This is a genomic window from Janthinobacterium foliorum (assembly GCF_978021625.1).
The window spans coordinates 219914-244868 of record NZ_CDXDQE010000002.1; the positions used below are offsets into that span (position 1 = coordinate 219914).

A 24955-nucleotide genomic window follows, 5' to 3' on the forward strand; every position below is an offset into this window, starting at 1 on the left:
ATGGCTCCAGGCCGCGATCACCCATACAAATGCAGCAGCACCTGCACGGCCACGATCTTGACGATGGTCATGCTGGGGAAGATCATGGCGTAGCCCAGGTTGGGGCGGTCCGACTTGGCCAGGCGGTTGGCGAACACCAGCACGGCCGGGTTGCCCGTGGCGCCGGCGGCGATGCCCAGCAGCTCGGGAAATGGCAGGCGCAGGACGACCTTGCCGAGGATGACCACGAGGGCCACCACCACCAGCACCGTCACGGCCCCCAGCGCCAGCATGGGCAAGCCGTCGGCGCCCACCTGCTGCACGAAGGGCAAGCCGGAGGCCATGCCGACGGAGGCGAGGAAAATCGTCAAGCCATAGTTGCGCATCACCAGGTTGGCCGACAGCGGCAAGCGCCAGCCGATCTTGCCCACGCGGCCCAGGCGGCCCAGGATCAGCGCCATCACCAGCGGACCGCCGGCCAGGCCCAGGCTGAACGAGCCTATCCACGGCAAGGGAATCGGAATCAGGCCCAGCAGCACGCCCAGCACCATGCCCATGCCCAGCGAGACATAGCTGAACTCGGCCGTGGCCGTGATGGAATTGCCGAACAGCTTGCGCACGTCGGCCGCGTGTTTCGCCGGCGCGATGGCCATCACGCGGTCGCCGAATTCGAGGGTCAGATACGGGTGCGGCAGGATCATGGCGTCGCCGCGGCGGATGAAGGCGATTTGCAGCGGGAAGTCTTTCGACAGGTTCAGCTCGCCCAGCGGCACGCCGACGATTTCCGCGTCCGACACGAACACTTCGTTGCCATCGAAATCGCTGCGGTCCTTCAGCAGGCGGCCAGGGTCCAGGTGGCCCAGCGCCGTGCGCGCCGCTTCCACGCCCTCGACCGTGCCCGACACCATCATGGCATCGCCCACGCCGATCACCATCGACGGGTCGGGCAAACGGTTCTGGTGCCCTTGGCGCACGCCGATCACCTGCACGCCCGCCAGAGGGCCATCGGCCAGTTCGGACAGGGTGGCGCCCGCCAGGCGCGCTTCGTCGATGGTGATTTCCGACACGATGATCGGCGCGGGCGGCGGCGTCAGCACGGGTTTCAGGATGCGCCCCGCCAGGTACAGGCCCAGCATGGGTCCCACCACGCCGAACGGATAGGCGACGGCATAGCCGACGGCCGCGTCGCCATTGCCGTGCGATGCTTCCAGCGCCGCCTGCAATGCAGCCGTGCTGGTCATGGCGCCGGCAAACACGCCGCTGGCCATGCGCAGGGAAATGTCGATCCATTGCCCGCCCCAGATGGAGACGGCCAAGCCGCCCATGACGGCCACGAAAGCGATCAGGTTGTGCTTTTGCCCCGCGCCGCGCAAGCCTGCGAAGAACTGCGTGCCGTACTGCACGCCGATGCCATATAAAAACAGCAGCAGGCCGATGGAGCCGACCAGCGGCGGCGGCACGGAGCCGGGAGCGAATGCCCCCAGCGCCAGCCCCGCGAACAGCACGCCGCCCACGCCCAGCGAAAAACCGAACACGCTGACACGCCCCAGCGCATAACCGGCGCCGATGACAAGGAACAAGGCCAGGATCGGCGACGACTCCAGGGTATGGCGGAAGAGTTCTAGCATCGGAGCAACCTCAATCTGGGGAATGCCCAGTTTAGCATGCACAAAAGCAACATGATGGCGCAATGCCATGCAAGCGTGCGGCGCGTGGCGCGGGAAAAAACGGGCAAAAAAAAAGCCCGCTGCGGGAGCGGGCTGAATCTATTTCCTTGGAGGAAGTAGAGGAGACAGGTGCAATGATGCCGCGTTGCAGCATATAAATCTAATTCTATGTTGTGATGATAGAAATATGCTTTATCAATATCTCTGCCAGGCTGCTGGAGGGCCGGCACGCTTCAGCGCGCATGCATTCCCTGCACCATGCCAAAAATAAGGAGTGCGCGCGGGGATCCCTGCGCGCGCGTGGCCAGTACGCGGGCCTGCTCCACCGCGACGCAAGCGCGCTGTGTAAATCCTGCTGCCACTGTCTGCACCTCCCGCCCGATGCGCTGCGGATCATTGACCACGTCGTAGCCTGCGCGCTGGAACCGCAATTGCTCGATACCGGCGTCGCCTGCAGTCGATGGCTTGACGGCGATGAGCGACCAGTGGCCTTCATCGCCGAGAAATCGCTTCTGTCCCAGGAAAGCGTTGACGCGCTCCGCGAGAGGCTCCGAGCTGGGCAGTTCACTCTGGTACAGGCTCAGCGGACACAGCATCGTGCCAGGCTTCCAATCCAGACTCGGCAGCGCCGCGAGCGCCTCCGGACGCAATTGCCCCAGGTAGCGGTCGAGCGGGTGCCGTTGCTCAGAGCAGGCGCCGAGCGCCATCAGCACAAGCATGCTGGCGGCGCGAAACAGAGGACTCATCAGCTGGTTTCCTTCCTGGAGGTGAGAATACCTCCAGCCATGTTAAACGATCAGCCGGTGATGGCAGCGCATGACGCCGCAGCACTCAGCCCCTCCTTGCGGAACGCCGGTAAACAACGGGCAAAAAAAAGCCCGCTACGGGAGCGGGCTGAATCTATTTCCTTGGAGGAGATAGAGGAGACAGGTGAATGATGCCGCATCGCAGCATCATGATCCAATTGCATGTTGTGATGATAGAAATATGAACCATCTATATCTGCGCCACGCCGGCCTCCCCACCCTCGCCTCTTCTTAGGCCGCGCTGTAGCCCCGCAGGGTTTTCGCAGCCGCCACCATGTTGGCCAGGGCCGGGATCACTTCTTTCCAGCCGCGCGTTTTCAGGCCGCAATCGGGGTTGACCCACAGGCGGTGGGCGGGAATGCGCTCGGCCGCCTTGCGCATCAGCTTGACCATCTGTTCCTGGCTGGGAATGTTGGGCGAGTGGATATCGTAGACGCCAGGGCCGATTTCGTTCGGGTACTTGAAGTCATCGAAGGCGTCGAGCAATTCCATGTCGGAACGCGAGGTTTCGATCGTGATCACGTCGGCATCCATGGCGGCGATCTGCGCGATGATGTCGTTGAATTCCGAATAGCACATATGCGTGTGGATCTGCGTCTCGTCCGCCACGCCATTGGCCGTGATGCGGAACGATTCGACTGCCCAGCGCAGGTAGTCGCTCCATTGCGACTTACGCAGTGGCAAGCCTTCGCGCAGCGCCGCTTCGTCGATCTGGATCACGCGGACGCCGGCCCGCTCCAGGTCCTGCACTTCGGCGCGCATCGCCAGCGCCAGCTGGTGGCACGACACGGAACGGGGCTGGTCGTCGCGCACGAAGGACCAGTTGAGGATGGTGACGGGGCCCGTCAGCATGCCTTTCATCGGCTTGTCCGTCAGCGACTGGGCGTAGGTACTCCATTCGACCGTGATGGCGCGCGGGCGGCTGATGTCGCCGAACAAAATAGGCGGTTTCACACAACGCGAGCCGTATGATTGCACCCAGCCAAACTGGCTGAAGGCATAGCCGTCCAGCTGTTCGCCGAAATATTCCACCATGTCATTGCGCTCCGCCTCGCCGTGCACAAAGACGTCCAGGCCCAGCGCTTCCTGTTCCCTGACGCAATGGGCGATTTCCGCCTGCATCAGTTTTTTATAGCTGGCTTCGTCCAGCTGGCCGCTGCGGAACTGGCTGCGCGCCTGGCGGATTTCCGCCGTTTGCGGGAAGGAGCCGATGGTTGTCGTCGGATACAGCGGCAGATGCAGCAACGCCGCTTGCTTGGCGGCACGCACAGCATAGGCGCTGGCGCGCCGGCCCAGGCTGGCGTCGATGCGGGCCACGGCCGCCTTGACGTCCGGATTGTGCACGCGGCGCGACTGGCGGCGCGCCTGCACGGCAGCGTGATTGGCGTCCAGCACCGCCTGCACGCAGGCGCGGCCATGATTCAGGGCGCTCGCCAGGGTGCGTACTTCATCGAGTTTTTGACGGGCAAAGGCCAGCCAGGACTGGAGCTCGGCATCGAGCTGCTGCTCGCTGTCCAGGTCGACAGGCACGTGCAGCAGGGAGCACGACGGCGCGATCCACAGGCGCGATTGCAGCCTGGCATGCACGGGCTCCAGCCACGCCAGCACCTCGCTCAAATCCGTCTTCCAGATATTGCGGCCATTCACCACGCCCAAGGACAAGACGCTTGAAGCGGGCAGCTGGGCGATGACTTGCTCCACTTCATCGCGGGCATTGACGGCATCCAGGTGCAAGCCTTGCACGGGCAGCGTGCACGCCAGTGCCAGGTTGTCTTGCAGCTTGCCAAAATATGTCGCCAGCAGCAAGTTGACATTGCCCGCCTTGCTCAGCGCATCGTAGGCCGTGCTCAGCGCCTGCTGCCAGGCGCTGCCCAGTTCGGTGACGAGGATGGGTTCATCGATCTGCACCCACTCCACGCCGTGCGCGGCCAGTTCCTGCAGCAGTTGCACGTAAACGGACAGCAAGCCTTGCAACAGCGCCAGCTTGTCGGAATCATCCTTCGCCTTGCCCAGCCACAAGTAGGTGACAGGGCCGATCAGCACGGGCTTGGCCTTGACGTTCAACTGGCGCGCTTGCGCCAGTTGCCGCAGCAAGCGGCTGCTGTCGAGCTTGAATTGTGTGTCGGCAGAAAATTCCGGCACGATGTAGTGGTAATTGGTATCGAACCATTTCGTCATTTCGCCCGCGTGGACGCAGCTGCAATCGCTGTCGCTGGCCGAACGGCCACGGGCCACGCGGAAATAGTTGTCCAGCGCAGCGCCTGCCAGTCCGCGCACGCGCTGCGGCAAGTTACCCAAGGTAAAACTCCAGTCCAGCACCTGGTCATAGAAGGAAAAGTCGCCCACGGGCGCCAGGTCCAGCCCGTGCTGGTCTTGCCAGTGGCGCTGGCGCAATTCGGCCCCGTGGCCTTCCAGCGCATCCAGGCTGCTGTTGCCCTTCCAGTAGTCTTCCAGGGCGAATTTCAGTTCGCGCCTGGCGCCGATGCGCGGGTAGCCCAGATTGTGTGTCGTGACGGTCATGGTGGTAATTCCTCCTGGTGAAGTATGGAGACATCATAGAAGCTTCCATCCATGAAAAATAATGGTAATATTTCATTAATCCATTATTAATATTCATGCGAACTTCTCCATGAACACATCCGACACAAGCGACACCACCGTGGCAGCGGCCGACCTGGCCACCTTGCAGGAAGATTTCAAACGCGGCAGGCTGGTCTGGCCGGATGGCAAGAACAAGGCGCTGCTGCATTCGTGTTGCGCGCCATGCTCGGCAGAAGTGATGGAAGCGATGCTGGCCTCCGGCATCGATTTCACGATCTTCTTTTACAACCCGAACATCCACCCGCTGAAGGAATACGCACTGCGCGAGGAGGAAAACATTCGTTTCGCGGGAAAATTCGGCATCCCCTTCATCGACGCCGATTACGACCGCGACGGCTGGTTCGCGCGCGCCAAGGGCTGGAAAACGCGCCGGAGCGGGGCATCCGCTGCACCATGTGATTCGACATGCGCTTCGAACGCACGGCCCTGTACGCGCACGAGCACGGTTTCCCCGTCATCACCAGTTCGCTGGGCATTTCACGCTGGAAAGATATGCGGCAGATCAACGGCAGCGGCGCGCCCGCGGCAGCCCGCGATCCCGGGCTGCGGTACTGGGAATACAACTGGCGCAAGGGCGGCGGCTCGGCCCGCATGATCGAGATCAGCAAGCGGGAGAATTTCTACCAGCAAGAGTATTGCGGCTGCATCTATTCCCTGCGCGACAGCAATGAACACCGGGTCGCCATGGGCCGCGAGCGCATCCACCTGGGCGTCAAGTTCTATGGCATCAACGATGGCACGGAGGACAAGGACGCGGGCACGAAAAAATAGGCAAAAAAAAAGCCCGCTGCGGGAGCGGGCTGAATCTATTTCCTTGGAGGAGATAGAGGAGACAAGTGAATGATGCCGCGTTGCAGCATATAAAACCACTTTATATTCGTGATGTCAGAAATACGCGGCAGTGATATTAGGGGCAACACATCATTCCATGCGGCAACTTTCATGCCACCGCTTCCGTTTTTGCGTCGCCGGAACGCAACATATTCTTGATGCCGCGCAGGGCTTGCCGTACCCGCGCCTCATTTTCGATCAAGGCAAAGCGCACGTATTCGTCGCCATATTCGCCGAAACCGATGCCGGGCGACACGCTGACCCTGGCTTTTTCCAGCAGCAGCTTGGCAAATTCCAGCGAGCCCAGGTGGCGATACGCCTGCGGGATATGCGCCCAGATATACATGGATGCCTTCGGCTTTTCCACCATCCAGCCCGCCTCATGCAAGCCTTTCACCAGCACGTCGCGGCGGCGCTGGTACTGGGCGCAGATCTCCGCCACGCAGCTTTGATCGCCTTCCAGCGCGGCAATGGCCGCCACCTGCACGGGCGTGAAGCTGCCATAGTCGTGGTAGCTCTTGATGCGCGCCAGGGCCGCCACCAGTTCCGCGTTGCCCACCATGAAGCCGATGCGCCAGCCCGCCATGTTGTAGCTTTTCGACATGGTAAAAAACTCGACGGCCACGTCGCGCGCACCGGGCACCTGCATGATGGAGGGCGCTTTCCAGCCATCGAAGGTGATGTCGGCGTAGGCCAGGTCATGCACTACCAAAATATTGTGCTGTTTGGCCAATGCCACGACGCGCTCGAAAAATTCCAGCTCCACGCATTGCGCCGTCGGGTTCGACGGGAAACCCAGCACCATCATCTTCGGCTTGGGATAGCTTTCGCGGATGGCCCGCTCCAGTTCGGCAAAGAAATCCACGCCCGGCCCCATGCGCACGGAACGGATATCGGCGCCCGCGATGACGGCGCCCCAGATGTGGATGGGGTAGCTGGGATTGGGCACCAGCACCGTGTCGCCACGGTCGAGCGTCGCCAGCATCAGGTGGGCCAGGCCTTCTTTCGAGCCGATGGTGACGATGGCTTCGCTGTCCGGGTCGATATCGACGTCGTAGCGCTTCTTGTACCAGTGGGAAATGGCGCGGCGCAACCGGGGAATGCCCTTCGAGGCGGAGTAGCCGTGCGTGTCGGGACGTTTCACCGTGTCGATCAGCTTATCGACGATGTGCGCCGGCGTGGCGCCATCGGGATTGCCCATCGACATGTCGATGATGTCCTCGCCACGGCGGCGCGCGGCCATCTTGAGTTCGGCGGTAATGTTGAAAACGTAGGGGGGAAGACGATTGATGCGCGAAAAGCTGCGCGGAGCTTGGCTGTCGGTCATGGTTATCTCTGTACGTAAGCGCCCGGATCCGTCCGAGCGACGTTGGCGTAGTAGCTACGCCTGCAACGATACTAACCCGCGCCTGCGCAAACTGGCAAGCGCGATTCGGACGCGCTACAATACGCGCTGATCGAAAATGAGCGCACCGGTTGGTAACCCGGTAAGTGCCTGGCACCGTCCGGCATGCTCCCGCCCACGCGGACCCGCGGCGCTGACCTTTGGCTATGACACCAGCCGGGGAGGTGTTCTGGTTCGTGCATCTTTCCGCCGCGCCATCCCTCCCCTGCCTTGATGAGGAATAAATACGGATGGCAACATACGACACCGCAGTAAGCAGCATGACCCTGGACCGTGCCGGCATGGAACAGCAACTGGCGCAATCGGCGCGTCACTTCGTCGATTGCGCATTCGACGGCGAAGACCTGTCGCGCCTGGATTTACAGGGCTGCACCTTCGAACGCTGCACCTTTGCCGAAACGACTTTATTCGCCTGCAAACTGGCACGCAGCACGTGGCGCCGCTGCCGCGCCGGCAGCGCCGATTTCGAATCCGTCGACGCCGTCGACGCCAGCTTGGAAGGCTGCGACCTGAACAACACCAAATGGCGGCGCGCCAAGCTGTCCTCGGCCACCTTCCGCGGCTGCAAGCTGACGGGCGCGTCGTTCGAGGAAGTGTCCCACCTGGGCTTGACGTTCGAGGACAGCCTGCTGGTGGGCGCCGATCTGCGCGGCTTTTCCTTCCGCAAGGCGCTATTAAAGCAGCTGGATTTTTCCGACGCCTACCTGGCTGGCTGCGACTTCCGCGAGGCTGTCTTCGAAGGCGGCAGCCTGCGCAATGCCACCATCAAACTGGCAAAGTTCCAGGGCGCCGACTTGCGCGGCGCCGATATCGACGGCTTCAAATTGAGCGAAGCCTCGCTGCTGAAAGGCGCCGTCATCACGCATGCGCAGGCGGCCAACTTCATGCGCGCGCTCGATCTCGTGGTGATTTAAGCCTTGCCGCACAGCCAGCAGCGGCTGCCGCCAGCGATACGGCTGGCGGCACCACTGCGCCGCTGTCGGCGCCCGGCATGCCGCATCTTGCCCGGGAATGGGCGGATGCCTGGCATTCCCCAAACAGGCACCCGGCAGGCCAGCTTCCGCCAAATAATGCGTGCTATATTTCACACCCAAGTTTCCATTCTAGAGCTAGCGCTGCGACTGCGCGAATGCAAAAAAAGACCATGATGAAGGCCGTAAAAATAATCCTGTTCATATTTCTGTGCCTGGCAACATCCGTCACCATTCCGCCAGCAGGATTAATTTTTAGCTATATGGCGCTGCGGGAAAACAGGGAGAGCATCCGTAGATTTATCATCAAGACATCTCCCGATACGGAAAAAATCATCCCCGCGCTGATCGCCAGATATAACGATCCCAAGACCATCATTTCGCTGGCTATTTTTTCCATTGCCACGATAGTCGGCTTTTTCCTCCTGGTCTCGCATCTGCAGACACAAGAAACAGATGACTACGTAGCTTACATCCTCAAACAGGTCGCGCTGACCGGCATTCTTGTCACCGGCGTGACAGGCATCGCCTGGGTATTATTCTCGCTGGGCTCCCTTTTTGAAAGCCTGCTGGCAAAGGTGGGGTTTTCCCTGGTAGTGTCTGCCTGCATTATTTTTTCGCGCCTGAACGCGGTCGACTTCTTTGCTGCCAACTTCCCCTTTCCGCCATCCTACGCGCCGTTTTCCTTTGGCCTTGCCACCCTGATATTTGCGTTCTCGTTCAGCGCTTTTGCCTTCGCTGCGCTGGCAATCGTCTTCGAGATTTTTTTCATGCTGTTCCTGTTTATTTTCGACTTCAAGAATCACAAAAAAACCACCTACTTCCTCTTTTTTATCTCTTTTGCAGGGTTTGCAGGAAGTTATTCGGCGGCGCAGGCCATGATTCAGGGCATCTCAAACAAGGGGCCACTTTTCATGCTCAAGGCTGCGGAGCGGTATGATTTCACCACCAATCATATGTGCCAGACCCAGGAAGGTGAAACCGTTCTCTTCATTGAGAATGTCGCCGACCGCGCCATTGCAGCCACGTTTCCGCCTCCCCCGGAAGGCAAAAAGATCGCTCCCCGGGATCTTTCCGATGACATATTAAAAACCTATCTCCCGACCAATTTCCGCACCGTTCATTGCAATCCGTTTTCCGAACCCCGCCAGGAACCTGGCTGGTGCGGCAATTCGCGGGGGTTTGGTTTTTGCGATGCCGATCGCATGCCACACAAGTAAACAGGCAAAAAAAAGCCCGCTACGGGAGCGGGCTGAATCTATTTCCTTGGAGGAGATAGAGGAGACAAGTGCATCTTGCGGCATTGCGGCATATCACGCCACTTTATATTTATGATGATAGAAATTTGAATCCGTGATAATGAGGCGCCATCGGGTTTTCAAGCCGTACGGCGCGCCGCCGAGGGTAAAAATTCTCCCAGCCATACCAGCGCGGCCAGTCCGGGGAACGCCATGCCGGTCAGCAAGGTCGCCTGCCAGCCATGGCTGGCATACATCCAGGCGCCGATGGCCGAGCCGGCAGCGCCGCCCGCAAAAAATAAGGCAAAGTACAGGCCGTTCAGGCGGCCCCGCACTTCCGCGCCCAGGCTGAAGATGGCGCGCTGGCCCAGCACCAGATTCGCCGCCACGCCCATGTCGAGCACGATGGAAGCGGCCACCAGCAGGCCCAGCGCCACATGCTTCGACTCTGGCGCGAACATCGGCAAGGCGAAGGCGATGACGCCCAGCACCAGCGCGGCGGCCGTGGCGGGCAAGGTATGGCCCGCGTCGGCCAGGCGGCCGGCGATCGGCGAGGCAACGGCGCCCGCCATGCCCACCAGGGCGAAGATGGCGATGCCCGTTTGCGACAGGCCGAACGCAGGGCTGGCCAGCACCAGCGGCGTGACGGTCCAGAACAGGCTGAAGGCGCCAAACAGGCCCGCGTGATAGGCGGCGCGGCGGCGCAGCACGGGCGTGCCCAGCAGCAAATGCCACAATGAGGCCATCAGGACAGGATAGCGCATGCTGGAAACGGGCTGGCGCACGGGCAAGGCGCGGCGCAGCACCAGCGCCAGCAGCACCATCAGCACGGCAGCGCCGCCAAACACCACGTGCCAGCTGGCATGGGCCGCCACCAGCGACGCCACGGGGCGCGCCAGCATGATGCCCAGCAATAAGCCGCTGACCACCTTGCCCACCGTCTGCCCCCGCGTCGCTTCCTGCGACAGGTGGGCGGCAAACGGCACGATCACCTGCGCCGCCACGGAACCGAGGCCGATGGCCAGCGCCGCTGCCAGGAACACCACGGCGCCCGTGGAGAGGGCCGCCGCCAGCAACGCCGTGGCCGTCACCAGCAGGGCCGTGATGATCAGGCGGCGGTTTTCCAGCAAGTCGCCCAGCGGCACGACAAACAGCAGGCCCAGGGTATAGCCCACTTGCGTCAGGGTGACGATCAGTCCCGCCGCCTTGGCCGACAGGCCCGTGGAGGCGCTGATGGGCCCGACGAGGGTTTGCGCGTAATACAGGTTGGCGACGATCAAGCCGGAAGCGATGGCCAGCAGCAGCACCATGCCCGGCGAAATGTCGGGTGGTGCGGATGGCGCAGCGCGGGAAGAGGCCTTGTTCATGTTATTTCCTCGGTTCGTTAGGGATGTGGCTATTCTAGGCAAAGCTGCGCCCAAGATAATTAGGGCATAATCCTCCTATACTTTTCACATTAAATGAACAATCAAAGGAAGACGATCCGTGGACAAGATCAAGGCCATGCAAACCTTCGTGCGCATCGTCGAGGCGAACAGCTTTTCCAAGGCGGCCGAGACCCTGAACCTGCCGCGCGCCGCCCTGACGGCCACCCTGCAAAAGCTGGAAGCCTACCTGGGCACGCAGTTGCTGCAGCGAACCACGCGCCGCCTCTCGCTGACGCCGGAAGGGGCCGACTACTTTCGCCACTGCATCGACATCCTGCGCGCCGTGGACACGGCGGAACTGGCATTCCGGGGCCCGGAAGCAAAGAAACCGCGCGGCCTGCTGCGCGTCAACCTGCCCAATACGGTGGGCCGCCGCCTCGTCATTCCCCATATTGCACAATTCCACGCCGCCTTTCCGGACGTGCAATTACAGCTGAGCCTGACGGATCGCCTCGTCGACCTGACGCAGGAAGGCATCGACTGCGCCCTGCGCGTGGGCACCTTGCAGGATTCCGCCTTCATCGGCAGGCAGATCGGCCTGATGCGTTTCGTCACCTGTGCCTCCCCTGCCTACCTGGCGCGGCACGGCACGCCGCAGACCCTGGCCGACCTGGCCGCGCACCGCGGCATCATGCATTACTCCGGCCGCACGGGACGCGCCTTCGACTGGGATTTCCAGCAGGACGGCGAGGTGCTGCGCGTGCCGATGACGGGGTCCATCGCCGTCAACGATGCGGATGCCAGCGTGGATTGCGCGCTGCAAGGGCTGGGCCTGGCGCAGGCGGCCCGCTATCAGGTGCGCGCCCACCTCGACAGCGAAACACTGGTGGCCGTGCTGCCCGCTTGCCCGCCCACGCCGATGCCCATGTCCCTGCTGACGCCGCAAGGCCGTCTGGCGACGCCCAAGCTGCAGGCGTTTGCCGGCTGGATCACGGCCTTGCTGGCGGCGCAGCCCGACGTGCAATTGCCGCCACGACAAATCTGAGGCAAAAAAAAAGCCCGCTACAGAGAGCGGGCTGAATCTATTTTCTTGGAGGAGAATAGAGGAGACAGGAGAAGTATGCTGCATCGCGGCATATCATGCCAATTGAATGTTGGAATGATAGAAATAAGCCAAAAGCATAACTGCCCGGCAGGCGCCATCCGCTTTCCCGCTTGACGCGCTCCGCCTGCGGCACTAGACTGGCATCACCGTATCAATCCGCTGCCTCCGGCAGCCGTAAGCGTTTACGTCAACCAACGCGCAACCTGAAATGGCCCGGCTCACCGCCAGGCTGCTTCACAGCGCGTGGACACGTCATGCTTGCAGCAATTTTCACCCCTTCTCGCCGCGCCCTGCCTGCGCAGCCGCTTGCCACCCTCATTCTTCGTTCTGCCTGCGCTGCCACGCCACGCCCATGCCTGCTGGCGCGCACGCGCAACCGCGGCATCGGTCGACACGGCCTGGCGGCAGTTGCCTGGCCAAGCGCGCCGGCGCGCGCGCCCCCATCCCTTCCCCGCTTGCACCGCACGCCCCTCCCTCCCCTCATCAGAAAGCCATCATGACTATCCATTCAAACACGACCGCATCGGTACAGGCGCCCCTCGGCATCAATCACCTGGTCCTCAACGTCCGCGATATCGAAGAATCGCACCATTTCTGGTCCGCGCTGCTGGGATTTCGCCACGTCGGCACGTTTCGCCCGACAACGCTCGCCGCCGCGCCGCCGATGCGTTTCTACAGCGGCCAGCGCGACGGCAAACTGCATCACCATGATATCGGCCTGTACCAGCCGCCAGGATGGCAACGCGGCGACGCGCAGTCGCTCAACCACCTTGCCATCGAATATGCGTCGCGCGATGCCTGGCTGGCGCAGATCGCCTTCCTGACGGCGCAGGGCGTGCCGCTGCACCGCCGCGTGGAACGCGTGGCGACGCACAGCATCCACCTGTTCGACCCGAACGGCGTGGAAATCGAGCTGCTCTTCGAATTGCCGCGCGAGCGGTGGGAGGGCGACATCGACGGCGCCCTCAACACCCGCATTGAAAAGCCCGTCACCGGCCAAGCGCGGCGCCCATAAAAAAAGCCTGGCTGGCCCTGTCGAGGCCAGCCAGGCTGCTTGATGCGGCAGGAATTACTTGGCTGCCGCCACCGGCGCTGCCTTGGCGTCTGCGCCATACGGCAAGACCTTGGCCGCCAGGCGCGTATCGGCCTTGATCAGCGCCACTTCGTCGGCCAGGATGCGCGCCGACTCGTTCAGCAGCACGTCCTTGGCGCTCTTCGCGGCCGTCTCGGCATCGAGCTCGGCGCTCAGTGCGCGCTCGTCACCCTGCAAGCCATCGTCGGTGCGCAAGGCGCCCTTCACGGCGGCGATCTGCTTGGCCGTCTTGTTGGCCGCCTTCGCGCCTTTCAGCACGTCTTTCGGATCAGGAATCACCACCAGGTCGTCGGAAGGATTCGAGATCTGCGCGATCAGGCGTTTTTCACGGGCCTTGGCGCGCGCTTCCTGGGCATCGCGCTCCTTGCGGCGCACGGCTTCATTCAGCGAGATCTGGTTCTCCTTGCGCTGCTTGAGGACCAGGGCGATATCATCCTGCAAGTACTGGAAGTCCTTGTCCTTGGCCACGCGCGCTTCATGCTTCTTGTCCAGCAGCGGCACGATGTCCTTCAGGTCGCCCGTCGGCATGTACGGCGCCGGCTTGATGGCAACCCATGGCAAGGCGTTGTCATAGCTCGACTCGCCAAAGTTTTCCGTGTCCGACATGGCCGGCAGCTTGATGTCCGGCGTGACGCCGCGCAATTGCGTGGTGCCGCCATTGATGCGGAAGAACTGCGCGATGGTCATCTTCAGCTCGCCGAAGCGGGCCTTCTCGCTGCCGCCGAAACGGTCGAGACTGAACAAGGTCTGTACGGTGCCCTTGCCGAAGCTGCCTTCGCCGATGATCACGCCGCGGCCGTAGTCCTGGATCGCGGCGGCAAAAATCTCGGAAGCGGAAGCGGAACCGCGGTTGATCAGCACGCCCATCGGGCCGTCCCAGGCCAGGCCGGCGTTGGTATCGCTTTCAATGTCGACCTTGCCTTCAGCATTGCGCTGCATCACCACCGGACCTTTGTCGATGAACAAGCCTGTCAATTCGACCGCTTCGTTCAGCGAGCCGCCGCCGTTGTTGCGCAAGTCGATGAGGACGTTGTCAACCTTGTCCTTTTTCAGCTCGCCCAGCAGACGGGTCACGTCGCGCGTGGCGCTCTTGAAATCCTTGTCGCCACGGCGGCGCGCTTCGAAGTCCTGATAGAAAGTCGGCAGGGAAATGACGCCGATGCGGCGCTTGACGCCGTTGTCGCGCACTTCGATGATCGATTTCTTCGCCGCCTGCTCTTCCATGCTGATTTTCTTGCGCACCAGCGGCAGCACCACGTGCTTGGCATCGGGCCCCGCGTCAGCTGGCAGGATGTCCAGGCGCACGGTGGAATCCTTGGCGCCACGGATCAGCTGCACGACGTCGTCGATGCGCCAGCCCAGCACTTCGGTGATGGGCCCGCTTTCGCCCTGTCCCACGCCGACGATGCGGTCGCCCACTTTCAGCTTGCCCGACAGGCCGGCCGGGCTGCCAGGCACGACTTCCCGCACCACCGTGTATTCGTCGCGCGTCTGCAGCACGGCGCCGATGCCTTCCAGCGACAGGCGCATGGCGATGTCGAAGTTTTCCGAAGCGCGCGGCCCCAGGTAATTGGTATGCGGCTCGATCGACATGGCATACGCGTTCATGAAGATCTGGAACACGTCTTCGCTGTTGAGCTTGCGCGAACGGGTGGTGTAGCTTTCATAGCGCTTGTCCAGCGTTTCGCGGATGGCCTTGTCTTCCTTGCCCGCCAGCTTCAGGCGCAGCCAGTCGTTCTTGACGCGCTTGCGCCACAGGTCGCGCACCTCGTCGTCGCTCTTCGGCCAGGCGGCCTTTTCGCGGTCGAGCTGGTAGCTCTCGTCGGCCGTGAAATCGAATTTGGTTTTCAGCAGTTCACGCGCATATGCCATACGCTCGTCGAAACGCTGCTGGTACAGATTGTAGATGGCGAACGGCGCCGTCAGGTCTTCATTGATGATGGCGTCGTCGAGCTTGGTGCGCAGCGGCGCGAAACGGTCGATGTCGGCTTGCACGAAGAACAGTTTTTCCGCATCCAGCGACTTGAAGTAGCGGTCGAAGATCTTTTCCGACATGGCGTCGTCGAGCGGCATGGCCTTGTAATGGACGCGCGTCAATACGCGCGATGCCCACAAGGCTGCCTGCGTTTGCTGGGCCAACGGCTTCATGGGGGGCGGAGGAGCGGCGCTCTTGTCCGTCTGGGCTGCGCCAGCTTGGGCTGACAGGGCGAGCACCAGGGTGACCAGCATCATTTGCTTCTTCATCGGCTTCTCCGAAAATTAGTTAAATCAATTCCAGGCGGCGCGACTACGACTGCGCCAGCCAGCAAGACAGTAAGGGGAATACACGACTGGTCTGCATATTATTCTACAGGATACGGACAAGCAGTCTCCCATGGAATATCAGTTTCTTCCCGGAAGCTTAAACGCGGATTAAGGATGGCGTTTCATTCATTACAAAGTGAAACATCCGTGAGGAATTGTGCGGCACGCCCAGGCCGGACTGGAAAACGACCAAGCAATATGAAAAAAGTCAATGGATGAATTGACCGAAACTTGATTCAGGTGCTGTTTTCATGCGAAATAATGGTTCTTGCGGGAAACACTTAGTAACAAAACGCAAGCAACATGCTATCATCGCGCCCTGAAATTCAGCTTGGCGCAGTGTCTGCACGCCGTCACCACGCCAGCACGCCTCCGTTTCAACCGCATTCCCCACCAGATCCCCTCCCCGCGTGTCATGTCATGACCAGGAATGGCCGAGCTGATTACCCTTTGCCCGACTCATTAAGCGCTATGCCTACAATTTCGTTCTCCCCCCGCCACTGCAGTGTCGGCGGCAAGATCACCATTTTCACGTTTGCCCTCGTCAGCCTGATCCTCGCCAGCCTGACGGCGCTGATCAGCATCACCACCACGCGCGTACTGGAACAGCGCGCCGAGGCGGCCGTCACCAGTGAACTCAACAGCGTGATGACGACCACGCAAGTGTTCCATGCGGCCATGGTCAACGAGGCGGCCAGCTTCGCGCGCCTGTTCGCGGCCGAATTCCCCGGCCCGTTCACGGTCGACACGGGCGCCATGGTGGCCGTGGCGGGCAAGGCCACGCCGGCCCTGGCCAACGGCGGCAAGGTGCTCAATCTCGACACCGCGCTGGTTGACCGCTACACGGCGCAGACGGGCGTGATCGCCACCATCTTTGCCGCCGATGGCGATGAATTCGTGCGCATCAGCACCTCGCTGAAAAAGCAGGATGGCGAACGGGCCATCGGTACCCAGCTCGACCATAATCACCCCAGCTATGCGCCGTTGCGCGCGGGCCAGCGCTTCGTTGGCATGGCCACCTTGTTTGGCAAGCAATACATCACCCAGTACGACCCCGTGCGCGACGCAAGCGGCAAGGTGGTGGGCGTGCTGTTCATCGGCCTGGACATCAGCAAGAACCTGGCCATGCTGAAGGAGAAGATTCGCCAGGTGAGAATCGGCCAGACGGGCTACATCTACATCGTCGACACGGCGCCCGGCGCCAACTACGGCCACCTGGTGCTGCACCCGAACAGCGAAGGCAAGAGCGCGCTCGATTTCAAGGCCGCCGACGGCCGCCCGTTCATCCAGGACATGCTGGCGCAAAAGAATGGCGACATGCGCTACACCTGGGCGGCGCCGGGCGAAACGGGCGCCCTCGCGCGCGAAAAGCAGCTGTACTACCGCCAGTTCAAGGATTGGCAATGGATCATCGCCGGCGGCACGTTCACGGACGAAATCACGCTGGAGGCGCGCCAGCTGCGCAACCAGCTGGCCATTTCCGGCTTCATCGCCCTGCTCGTCTTTGCCCTGCTGCTGTACTGGCTGGTGCGCGCCCTCGTCTCGCGTCCGCTGGCCACCGCCGAGGCAGCCGCCGCGCAAATCGCCGCCGGCGACCTGACGGTGCACCTGGAGTCGGACAGCCTCGATGAAATCGGCCGCCTGCTGCGCGCCATGAACCACATCAGCGACAACCTCTCGCAAGTGGTCAGCCAGGTGCGCGGCAGCGCGGGGCAGATCGCCACGGCCTCGGGCGAAATCGCCAGCGGCAACCTGGATCTGTCCAGCCGCACGGAAGAGCAAGCCAGCTCGCTGGAAGAGACGGCCGCGTCGATGGAAGAACTCAGTTCCACCGTGCGCCAGAACGTCGATCACGCGCAGCAAGCCAGCCGGCTGGCGCATGAATCGTCCGGCCTGGCGGCCAAGGGCGGCGCGGCCGTGACGCAGGTGGCCAGCACCATGGACGCCATCCGCAGCGCATCTGGCAAGATCGCCGACATCATCGGCGTCATCGACGGCATCGCCTTCCAGACGAATATCCTGGCCTTGAACGCGGCAGTGGAAGCGGCGCGCGCCGGCGAACAGGGACGCGGCTTCGCCGTCGTCGCCACGGAAGTGCGCACCCTGGCGCAGCGCTCGACGGCAGCGGCAAAAGACATCAAGGACCTGATCCAGGCGTCCGCCAGCACGGTGGACCTGGGCCACGCGCAGGTGAGCCAGGCCAGCGCCACCATGGATACGGTGGTGGCCAGCGTGCAGCAGGTGAGCGGCATCATGGCCGAGATCGCGCAGGCAAGCGAAGAGCAGCGCAGCGGCATCGAGCAGGTCAACCAGGCCATCGCCCAGATGGACCAGGTGACCCAGCAGAACGCGGCCCTGGTGGAAGAAGCGGCTGCGGCAGCCGACGCCCTGCAGGAGCAGGCGCACGAGCTGACCCGGGTGGTGGGCGTGTTCAAGCTGTAAAGGGTGGCGGGTGCTAAGATGGCGCACACCCACTGCGCCAGGAGTTCCCATGCATGACGACTACGTGTTGATCGCCCGCCTGATGATCCCCACGGATGCGCACGTGATCCGCGGCTGCCTGGCCGCCGCCGGCATCGACGTGCTGCTGACGGACGACCAGCACATGCAGGCCGACATGCTGCTGGCGGCCGCCATCGGCGGCGCCCGCGTGATGGTGCGCGAACACGACGTGGCCCGCGCCAAGGAGATCCTGGCCGCCTTCGAGCGGGGCGACCTGGCGCTGTCGGACGATGCCGACGTGGGGCTGCCGGAGGTGGAGTAGCGTTTTCATCTGGCCACCTCGCTGCCGCCCCCCCCTTACCGCCAGCCTCGCCCCTTTTCAGGCTGCGGTCGTCATTGCCATTAAAATCCTGGTCACTCCTCTCCCACCGCATGCGCTGTTCAATCGACGCATATTTATGATCGGCTGAGATTGCATATCTGGCATGACAGCATATACACTCCTTGTTGAATTAGGACGCTGCGGCTTTTTATATGCCGACCGCCCGTACCATGGAACTATCTTTTAAATTCCACGGCAAACCGGACATAAATATGTCCTCATTGACAATACGGGAAAACGCCGGCAATAAGTCTTCTGACTAAGTGCGCTGTCCGCCGAAAACCTTGACAGCATGATTCATGAAGGACTAGAGGAAATTTTGCAGAAAAAAGAATCAACGTGGTTCGCCTGGATTCACTTCCGCAAGCCGCGCGTCATCCACCTTCTCAGCGATAAGCTCCAGATTGGAGATACTTCGATTCCGATTGAAGGAATATCAAACGTATGCATTGAAAACCAAGGATGGCTGCAGGCGCTCTTCAAGTGCGATACAATAAACTTATCATACACGCAAGATGAGGATGCGCTATTTGAATCGTTCACGATAGAAGCAGACAGTACGCGGGAAGTCACCAATGCCATCAATGCAGCGACCTCTCGCTTCATCGACCTGAAACTGTCCAGTATCGAGCGCTATACAAGCGCAGCGGAAGAAAGAAGGTCTTTGGCCTATCAACCGCATGCGTATATGCGCCATTCCGTTGCCACCCGATTTGCCAAGCTAGAGCGCCCTTTATTCAAGATAAACTGTATCCATGCAGCTTCGCTGCGCAAGCTGCGTATGGCAACCGACAAGCAACGCCAGTGCGCTCGTGCGCTGCATGATCGTCTGGCAAGCCTCGCCCCTTTTTTCGAATCCCCCCAAAAAGCTCAAGAAGCACACAATACGCAATACAAGGCATATTGGAGAGAAGCAGAAGCAGCGTATTTTCACAATGTGGAAAGCCGTGCCCTGACTGAAGAACAGATCGATACCGCGCTCACATTTGAGGACGCTACACTGGTTATCGCTGCAGCCGGCTCTGGAAAAAGCTCTTGTATTGTTGGGAAAATCGGTTTCGCACTCAAAAGCGGAATGTTTCAAGATCATGAAATTATTGCGCTCGCATACAACAAGGACGCAGCAAACGGCCTCAAGAAAAGGCTGAAGGAAAAACTTGGCAATGCTTTGGGACGCCCAGTTTCCGTGGCATCGAAGACTTTCCATAGCTTCGGCTTATCCATTTTGACGGAACATTATGGCGCCACATATACACCCAAAGTCTTGAAGGAAGACGAGGGAGAAGAAGGCCGCTTAATGAAAAGCGTCATTCATAATTTGCTGGATACGAATGAAAGTTTTCAACAAGCATTAACTTTATGGTTCAGTCTCTTCCCTTGTGATAATCCAAACCCCATAGGAGCAAGCGGCGATCTGGATGAGTGTGAAAAGCGCTACGAGGAATGCTGCAGGGAACGTCTGCGGCTACGCCGAGATCCGCATAGAAAGCCATGGGAACCGAGCATTCCAACTTTCAGCCAGTCAATTTATGTTCGTTCCCTGGAAGAACGCGCAATCGCAAATTGGCTGATATTGCGCGGCGTAGTCTTTGAGTACGAACGCCCCGACTGGGCCGGAGCGAAGCGCTTGGGACTGGGCGCCTATGCGAGCGGCAAGAGCAAACCTTACAATCCGGATTTCAGCTATCTTTACCAAGAACGCCTGCCCGGTGGACACATGCGTACCGTGAGAGTCATCCATGAGCATTTCGCGCTGAATGATCAGGGAAAGGCCCCCGAATGGATGGGAGGAAAAAAATATGAAGAGCGCGCGGCGCACAAGCGCGCCATGTATCAGAAATGGATGAAAGAACCGGAAAATTCGGCTGAGCGCATCGTGTATTTCGAGACAAGCAGTGCCCAGGTACGCGACGGTTCCATTTGGTTGCATCTACAGAAAAACCTGCACGCAGCCGGTGTAAAGATCGGCGACTCCGATGAACATATCCGGGCCTGTGCACTGCAGCAGTTTCGCGAAGCCAGTCATCTTGAGCAGTTATTAATCAACTTTGTTCTGCTCTTTAAGAACTCAGGATATACCGAACAGCGCGTCCGCGAAGCCGCAAGCGGATCGGTCAACCCAGCCCGTGCCGAACTATTTCTTGATGTTGCCATTCTGATATACCACGGGTATCAAGATGCCCTTAGAGAAGCGGGCAAGATCGACTATGCCGATATGCTGCGCGATGCCGTAAACATCCTGGCGACCGGCAGCGTTGCGTCGCCATTTCGATTCGTGCTGGTGGATGAATTCCAAGACATCAGTCATTTGAAAGGCGACTTGGTAAAAAGTATTCTGAACCAGTCGCCACACGAGTCCATCGTTTTTTGCGTTGGCGACGACTGGCAATCGATTAATCGATTCTCCGGATCAGACATCGATATCTTTAACAATATGGACCATTACCTTGGCAGGCACACCAGCAGGCTCAAGCTCTCCAGGACTTTCCGCTGCGCGCAAGGTATCGCCGATGTCTCACGAGCATTGGTCATGCAAAACTCGCGGCAATCGACAAAAGAAGTCTACGCTAACGCATCGCCATTTTCCAGTTGCGTGAGGGTCGTGCATCATCCTGACAGCGCAGAAAACAGGCGGCAAGTCTTACAGGAAGAACTAGAGCATATGTGCGCACTTGGCCGTCAACTTGATATCGCATGTCCCAGCGTTCAGATACTGCGGCGCACAAAAAAAGACTCCACAACAACTGAAGGGCTTACGACCGCCTATCTGCAAACGCTCAAGACCCATTATGCGGGCAGGCTGTCGATCGAATTCAATTCCGTGCATGCGGCAAAAGGTTCAGAAGCGGATTTCGTCATACTTCCCGGCCTCGATTCTGGATTTAGGGGGTTTCCCGATGACCGCCCGGCAGAACCTTTGCTGGATCTGGTACTACCGCCGCTCGGCGATAGCGTAGAGGAAGAGCGCCGGTTGCTTTACGTTGGCCTGACCCGCGCACGCCATGCAGTCAGTATGCTGGCGGCGACAAACAGGCCGAGCGAATTCGTGCTGGAGTTAGATAATCTACGCATCGAGCACCAAACGATCGAGTGGATCGAGCATGAACAGACAAGAATTCCTTGCCCGCGATGTCATCGCGGCTCGCTTGTCAAAGCACCCAAGTCCGCATTCAGAATTTGCAGTAAATCGAATTCGTGCGGCTATCGAGAAAAAGGGCTGATTGCAGGGGCCAAGAAACCATCGAATCTGGAGACTGTTGGCTAGCGAGATGGCTGGACACCGTGCAAGCGAACTCAACCGGCATAGAAACAGCGCCCGCACGCCTGGCGGTAGCTTTCGTTGCCGCCAATACTGATCTGCTCGCCTTCCTTGATGCGGCGGCCCTGCTCGTCCACGCGGATGTTCATCGTGGCCTTCTTGCCGCAGGTACAAATATTCTTGAGTTCCTCGATATCATCGGCCAGCGCCAGCAGATAGGCCGAGCCGGGGAAAGGCTCGCCCTTGAAATCCGTGCGCAAGCCGTAGCAGATGACGGGCACGCCCTTTACCTGCGCCAGCTGGTGCAGCTGCTGCACCTGGGCCGTGCTGAGAAATTGCGCCTCGTCCACCAGCAAACACGCCACTTGCGGGATATCGTCGAGGAAATTCGTGTCGGCATGGAAGATATCGACCTGGCGCTGCGGACCCAGGCGCGAAGTCACCCGGCCCACGCCATAGCGGCTGTCGATGGCCGCCGTGTACAGCCGCACCTGCTGACCCTGCTCTTCATAATTGTGCGCGACTTGCAACAAGGCCGTCGACTTGCCCGCGTTCATCGCGGAATACCGGAAATAAAGTTTTGCCACTGCCGCCTGCCTGTCTGTCGAAGTAATTTTGAATACTATTTAGTATCTTTTGAAGGCGTGATTATAAATCGCATTGGCAAGCTTGCGGCAGCTTAATCCATGCGCCAATGCCGAGGCAAAGCGCCGGAAAACGGTGCATACTGGGAAGATGCACGTGTCCAGCCATATGCGAAAGCCGCATATGCAAGCATTAAAACATTCGTTCGCAGCCCATGTCCGCAAGCCTACACTCCGGCCTTTTGCACGGAAAGCGGCTCGGGACACAATCCGGGGCGGCTGTTTCGCTGACAGGAGCCATCATGAATGATCGAATGCCAAGCCCACCCTCGCCGCCGGCCCTATACAAGCTGATCGGCAATACCCCATTGGTCGAAGTGACCAGGCTCGACACGGGCCTGTGCCAGCTGTTCCTGAAACTGGAATCGCAGAATCCGGGCGGTTCCATCAAGGACCGCATCGGCCTGTCCATCATCGAAGCGGCCGAAGCCGACGGCCGCTTGCAGCCGGGCGGCACCATCATCGAAGCGACGGCCGGCAACACGGGCATCGGCCTGGCGCTGGTCGGGCGCATCAAGGGCTACCGCGTGATCCTCGTCGTGCCCGACAAGATGTCGACGGAAAAAGTGCTGCATCTGAAAGCCCTGGGCGCCGACGTGCGCACCACGCGCTCGGACGTGGGCAAGGGCCATCCCGAGTACTACCAGGATTACGCGGCCCGCCTGGCGCGCGAACTGCCGGGCGCCTTCTTCGCCGACCAGTTCAACAACCCCGCCAATCCGCTGGCCCACGAAACCACCACCGGCCCGGAAATCTGGGAGCAAAGCGGCCATGACGTCGACGCCATCGTCGTCGGCGTCGGTTCGTCCGGCACGCTGACGGGCTTGACGCGCTACTTCCGCAAGGCGCAGCCGAAGCTGGAATTCGTGCTGGCCGACCCGCAGGGCTCCATCCTCACCGAATACATCGAATCGGGCAAAGTGTCCGACACGAGCGGCTCGTGGGCCGTGGAAGGCATCGGCGAAGATTTCATTCCCTCGATCGCCGACATGGACAGCGTGGGCCGCGCCTATACCATCAGCGACCAGGAAAGTTTTGATTCCGCGCGCGCCCTGCTGCTGGCCGAAGGCATTTTGGGCGGCTCGTCCACAGGCACCCTGCTGGCCGCCGCCCTCAAGTACTGCCGCGAACAGAGCACGCCCAAGCGCGTCGTCACCTTCGTGTGCGACACGGGCACGCGCTACCTGTCGAAAGTCTATAACGACGGCTGGATGCGCGACCAGGGTTTATTGCAGCGCGCGCCATCGGGCGACTTGCGCGACCTGATCGGGCGCCGCTACGATGAAGGCGACGTGGTCAGCGTGGCGCCTGGCGACACCCTGCTCACGGCCTTCAACCGCATGCGCGCCAGCGACCTGGCGCAGCTGCCCGTCATCGACGGCGGCCAGCTGGTGGGCATCATCGACGAATCGGACCTGCTGCTGCATGTCTCCGGCGACGCCGCGCATTTCGCGGGCCTGGTGGGCGCCACCATGACGACGCAGCTGGAAACCCTGGCGCCATCCAGCGGCTTGCCCGCCCTGCGCGCCACCCTGGACCGGGGCCTGACGGCCGTCGTCGCCGATGACGCCGCCTTCTATGGCCTGATCACCCGCTTCGACCTTCTCAACCACTTACGCAGGACACTATCTTGAGCCAGGAAACCACCCGCAAGAGCCGCCTCGCCACGCGCGTCATCCACGCCGGCCAGTCGCCCGACCCGTCGACGGGCGCCATCATGCCGCCGATTTACGCCACTTCCACCTTCGTGCAGGAGAGCCCCGGCGTGCACAAGGGACTCGATTACGGCCGCTCGCACAATCCCACGCGCTGGGCGCTGGAGCGCTGCGTGGCCGACCTCGAAGGCGGCAGCGCCGCGTTTGCGTTCGCCTCGGGCCTGGCCGCCATTTCCTCCGTGCTGGAACTGCTGGACGCCGGCAGCCATGTCGTCGCCGGCGACGACATGTACGGCGGCACCTACCGTTTATTTGAGCGCGTGCGCCGCCGCTCGGCCGGCCACGAATTCACGTATGTGGACCTGACCAATCCCGAAAACCTGCTGGCCGCGCTGCGCCCTGAAACGAAGATGGTGTGGGTGGAAACGCCCACCAACCCCATGCTGAAACTGGCGGACCTGCGCGCGATTGCCGACATCTGCCGCGAGCGGGGCATCATCGCCGTGGCCGACAACACGTTTGCCAGCCCGCTGGTGCAGCGCCCGCTGGAACACGGCTTCGACATCGTCGTGCATTCGACCACCAAGTATCTGAACGGCCACTCGGACATCATCGGCGGCATCGCCATCGTGGGCGCGGAAGAACGCCAGGCGGAATGGCGCGAGCAGCTGGGCTTTTTGCAGAACTCCGTGGGCGCCATTGCCGGGCCGTTCGACAGCTTCCTCGCCCTGCGCGGCGTGAAAACCCTGGCCATCCGCATGCAGCGCCACTGCCAGAGCGCCCTGGCGCTGGCGCAATGGCTGGAGCAGCAGAAGGAAGTGAAAAAAGTCTTCTATCCGGGCCTGGCATCGCACCCGCAGCACGCGCTGGCGCAGCGCCAGATGGACGGCTTCGGCGGCATCATCTCGATCGACCTGGACACGGACCTGGCGGGCGCGCGGCGTTTTCTTGAACGCTGCGAAGTGTTCGCCCTGGCCGAAAGCCTGGGCGGCGTGGAAAGCCTGATCGAACACCCGGCCCTGATGACGCACGCCAGCATTCCCGCCGAGCAGCGGGCCAGGCTGGGCATCGGCGACGGCTTGATCCGCCTGTCGGTGGGCATCGAGGATATCGAGGATTTGCGCCACGACCTGCGCACGGCGCTGGACGCGATCTAGGTGGGGATTGTCGGATTACGCTGCGCTAATCCGACCTACATGTATCGTG

General features: G+C 61.0%; 17 protein-coding genes and 1 pseudogene. 10 read left to right on the top strand and 8 right to left on the bottom strand.

Annotation, left to right across the window (positions count from 1 at the left end; genetic code table 11):
• Positions 1-17 precede the first annotated feature (17 nt).
• The 4 genes from ACZ92H_RS05450 to ACZ92H_RS05465 form a co-directional block, all read right to left on the bottom strand.
• Positions 18-1607, bottom strand: a complete 1590-nt coding sequence (locus ACZ92H_RS05450) for an aspartate:alanine exchanger family transporter (protein ID WP_465048599.1) — start codon at positions 1605-1607, stop codon at positions 18-20.
• 272 nt (positions 1608-1879) lie between these two features.
• A complete protein-coding gene (locus tag ACZ92H_RS05455; protein WP_465048600.1) occupies positions 1880-2392 on the bottom strand; it encodes a hypothetical protein in 513 nt (170 codons plus the stop codon).
• A 291-nt stretch (positions 2393-2683) separates the two neighbouring features.
• Positions 2684-4972: a 5-methyltetrahydropteroyltriglutamate--homocysteine S-methyltransferase gene (metE, locus tag ACZ92H_RS05460; RefSeq protein ID WP_465048601.1), complete on the bottom strand. Its 2289-nt coding sequence runs from the start codon at positions 4970-4972 to the stop codon at positions 2684-2686.
• A gap of 93 nt (positions 4973-5065) precedes the next feature.
• Positions 5066-5266, bottom strand: coding sequence for a hypothetical protein (locus ACZ92H_RS05465; RefSeq protein WP_465048864.1), 201 nt, complete (start codon positions 5264-5266; stop codon positions 5066-5068).
• Between ACZ92H_RS05465 and ACZ92H_RS05470 the strand changes: the two are divergent.
• Positions 5196-5824: pseudogene (locus ACZ92H_RS05470) on the top strand (epoxyqueuosine reductase QueH). The gene ACZ92H_RS05465 and the pseudogene ACZ92H_RS05470 sit on opposite strands and share 71 nt — an antisense overlap.
• Before the next feature lie 169 nt (positions 5825-5993).
• On the opposite strand, the gene alaC reads toward ACZ92H_RS05470, so the two are convergent.
• The gene (gene alaC, locus ACZ92H_RS05475; RefSeq protein ID WP_465048602.1) at positions 5994-7211 is read right to left on the bottom strand and encodes an alanine transaminase; all 1218 of its coding nucleotides are present in this window, start codon (positions 7209-7211) and stop codon (positions 5994-5996) included.
• A gap of 308 nt (positions 7212-7519) precedes the next feature.
• On the opposite strand from alaC, the gene ACZ92H_RS05480 reads away from it, so the two are divergent.
• Positions 7520-8203, top strand: a complete 684-nt coding sequence (locus tag ACZ92H_RS05480; protein WP_465048603.1) for a pentapeptide repeat-containing protein — start codon at positions 7520-7522, stop codon at positions 8201-8203.
• Between the two features lie 230 nt (positions 8204-8433).
• On the top strand, positions 8434-9480 hold the full coding sequence (locus tag ACZ92H_RS05485; protein ID WP_465048604.1) for a hypothetical protein: 1047 nt from the start codon (positions 8434-8436) through the stop codon (positions 9478-9480).
• 158 nt (positions 9481-9638) lie between these two features.
• On the opposite strand, the gene ACZ92H_RS05490 is transcribed toward ACZ92H_RS05485, so the two are convergent.
• Positions 9639-10865 (bottom strand): MFS transporter, encoded by a 1227-nt coding sequence (locus ACZ92H_RS05490; RefSeq protein WP_465048605.1) that lies wholly within the window; start codon positions 10863-10865, stop codon positions 9639-9641.
• Positions 10866-10983: 118 nt separating this feature from the next.
• On the opposite strand from ACZ92H_RS05490, the gene ACZ92H_RS05495 reads away from it, so the two are divergent.
• Together ACZ92H_RS05495 and ACZ92H_RS05500 are read left to right on the top strand one after the other, a co-directional pair.
• A complete protein-coding gene (locus ACZ92H_RS05495) occupies positions 10984-11910 on the top strand; it encodes a LysR family transcriptional regulator (protein ID WP_465048606.1) in 927 nt (308 codons plus the stop codon).
• Between the two features lie 556 nt (positions 11911-12466).
• Positions 12467-12985 (top strand): VOC family protein, encoded by a 519-nt coding sequence (locus ACZ92H_RS05500; RefSeq protein WP_465048607.1) that lies wholly within the window; start codon positions 12467-12469, stop codon positions 12983-12985.
• A gap of 54 nt (positions 12986-13039) precedes the next feature.
• Here the strand turns inward: ACZ92H_RS05500 and ACZ92H_RS05505 are convergent, their stop codons facing one another.
• A complete protein-coding gene (locus tag ACZ92H_RS05505) occupies positions 13040-15307 on the bottom strand; it encodes a carboxy terminal-processing peptidase (RefSeq protein WP_131373177.1) in 2268 nt (755 codons plus the stop codon).
• A 531-nt stretch (positions 15308-15838) separates the two neighbouring features.
• Between ACZ92H_RS05505 and ACZ92H_RS05510 the strand changes: the two genes are divergently transcribed.
• The 3 genes from ACZ92H_RS05510 (at position 15839) to ACZ92H_RS05520 (ending at position 21456) form a co-directional block, all read left to right on the top strand.
• Complete coding sequence (locus ACZ92H_RS05510) at positions 15839-17809, top strand: methyl-accepting chemotaxis protein (protein ID WP_465048608.1); 1971 nt, start codon at positions 15839-15841, stop codon at positions 17807-17809.
• 49 nt (positions 17810-17858) lie between these two features.
• Entirely contained in the window at positions 17859-18131 is a 273-nt protein-coding gene (locus ACZ92H_RS05515) for a putative signal transducing protein (RefSeq protein WP_465048609.1), read from the top strand.
• A 352-nt stretch (positions 18132-18483) separates the two neighbouring features.
• Positions 18484-21456, top strand: coding sequence for a UvrD-helicase domain-containing protein (locus tag ACZ92H_RS05520; RefSeq protein WP_465048610.1), 2973 nt, complete (start codon positions 18484-18486; stop codon positions 21454-21456).
• Between the two features lie 29 nt (positions 21457-21485).
• Here the strand turns inward: ACZ92H_RS05520 and ACZ92H_RS05525 are convergent, their stop codons facing one another.
• The gene (locus ACZ92H_RS05525) at positions 21486-22037 is read right to left on the bottom strand and encodes a thymidine kinase (protein WP_131373174.1); all 552 of its coding nucleotides are present in this window, start codon (positions 22035-22037) and stop codon (positions 21486-21488) included.
• Between the two features lie 311 nt (positions 22038-22348).
• Between ACZ92H_RS05525 and ACZ92H_RS05530 the strand changes: the two genes are divergently transcribed.
• Together ACZ92H_RS05530 and ACZ92H_RS05535 are read left to right on the top strand one after the other, a co-directional pair.
• Complete coding sequence (locus ACZ92H_RS05530; RefSeq protein ID WP_465048611.1) at positions 22349-23728, top strand: pyridoxal-phosphate dependent enzyme; 1380 nt, start codon at positions 22349-22351, stop codon at positions 23726-23728.
• A complete protein-coding gene (locus ACZ92H_RS05535; protein WP_465048612.1) occupies positions 23725-24906 on the top strand; it encodes a trans-sulfuration enzyme family protein in 1182 nt (393 codons plus the stop codon). Before ACZ92H_RS05530 ends, ACZ92H_RS05535 begins: the two co-directional genes overlap by 4 nt.
• The last annotated feature ends 49 nt before the right edge of the window (positions 24907-24955 follow it).

Excerpts from the sequence above, each read along its gene's own strand:
- ACZ92H_RS05515 (WP_465048609.1), top strand. The coding sequence starts at position 17,859 with ATGCATGACGACTACGTGTTGATCGCCCGCCTGATGATCCCCACGGAT.
- alaC (WP_465048602.1), bottom strand. The coding sequence starts at position 7,211 with ATGACCGACAGCCAAGCTCCGCGCAGCTTTTCGCGCATCAATCGTCTT.
- ACZ92H_RS05455 (WP_465048600.1), bottom strand. The coding sequence starts at position 2,392 with ATGAGTCCTCTGTTTCGCGCCGCCAGCATGCTTGTGCTGATGGCGCTC.
- ACZ92H_RS05450 (WP_465048599.1), bottom strand. The coding sequence starts at position 1,607 with ATGCTAGAACTCTTCCGCCATACCCTGGAGTCGTCGCCGATCCTGGCC.
- ACZ92H_RS05490 (WP_465048605.1), bottom strand. The coding sequence starts at position 10,865 with ATGAACAAGGCCTCTTCCCGCGCTGCGCCATCCGCACCACCCGACATT.
- ACZ92H_RS05520 (WP_465048610.1), top strand. The coding sequence starts at position 18,484 with ATGATTCATGAAGGACTAGAGGAAATTTTGCAGAAAAAAGAATCAACG.
- ACZ92H_RS05480 (WP_465048603.1), top strand. The coding sequence starts at position 7,520 with ATGGCAACATACGACACCGCAGTAAGCAGCATGACCCTGGACCGTGCC.
- ACZ92H_RS05485 (WP_465048604.1), top strand. The coding sequence starts at position 8,434 with ATGATGAAGGCCGTAAAAATAATCCTGTTCATATTTCTGTGCCTGGCA.
- ACZ92H_RS05500 (WP_465048607.1), top strand. The coding sequence starts at position 12,467 with ATGACTATCCATTCAAACACGACCGCATCGGTACAGGCGCCCCTCGGC.
- ACZ92H_RS05505 (WP_131373177.1), bottom strand. The coding sequence starts at position 15,307 with ATGAAGAAGCAAATGATGCTGGTCACCCTGGTGCTCGCCCTGTCAGCC.
- metE (WP_465048601.1), bottom strand. The coding sequence starts at position 4,972 with ATGACCGTCACGACACACAATCTGGGCTACCCGCGCATCGGCGCCAGG.
- ACZ92H_RS05510 (WP_465048608.1), top strand. The coding sequence starts at position 15,839 with ATGCCTACAATTTCGTTCTCCCCCCGCCACTGCAGTGTCGGCGGCAAG.
- ACZ92H_RS05530 (WP_465048611.1), top strand. The coding sequence starts at position 22,349 with ATGCCAAGCCCACCCTCGCCGCCGGCCCTATACAAGCTGATCGGCAAT.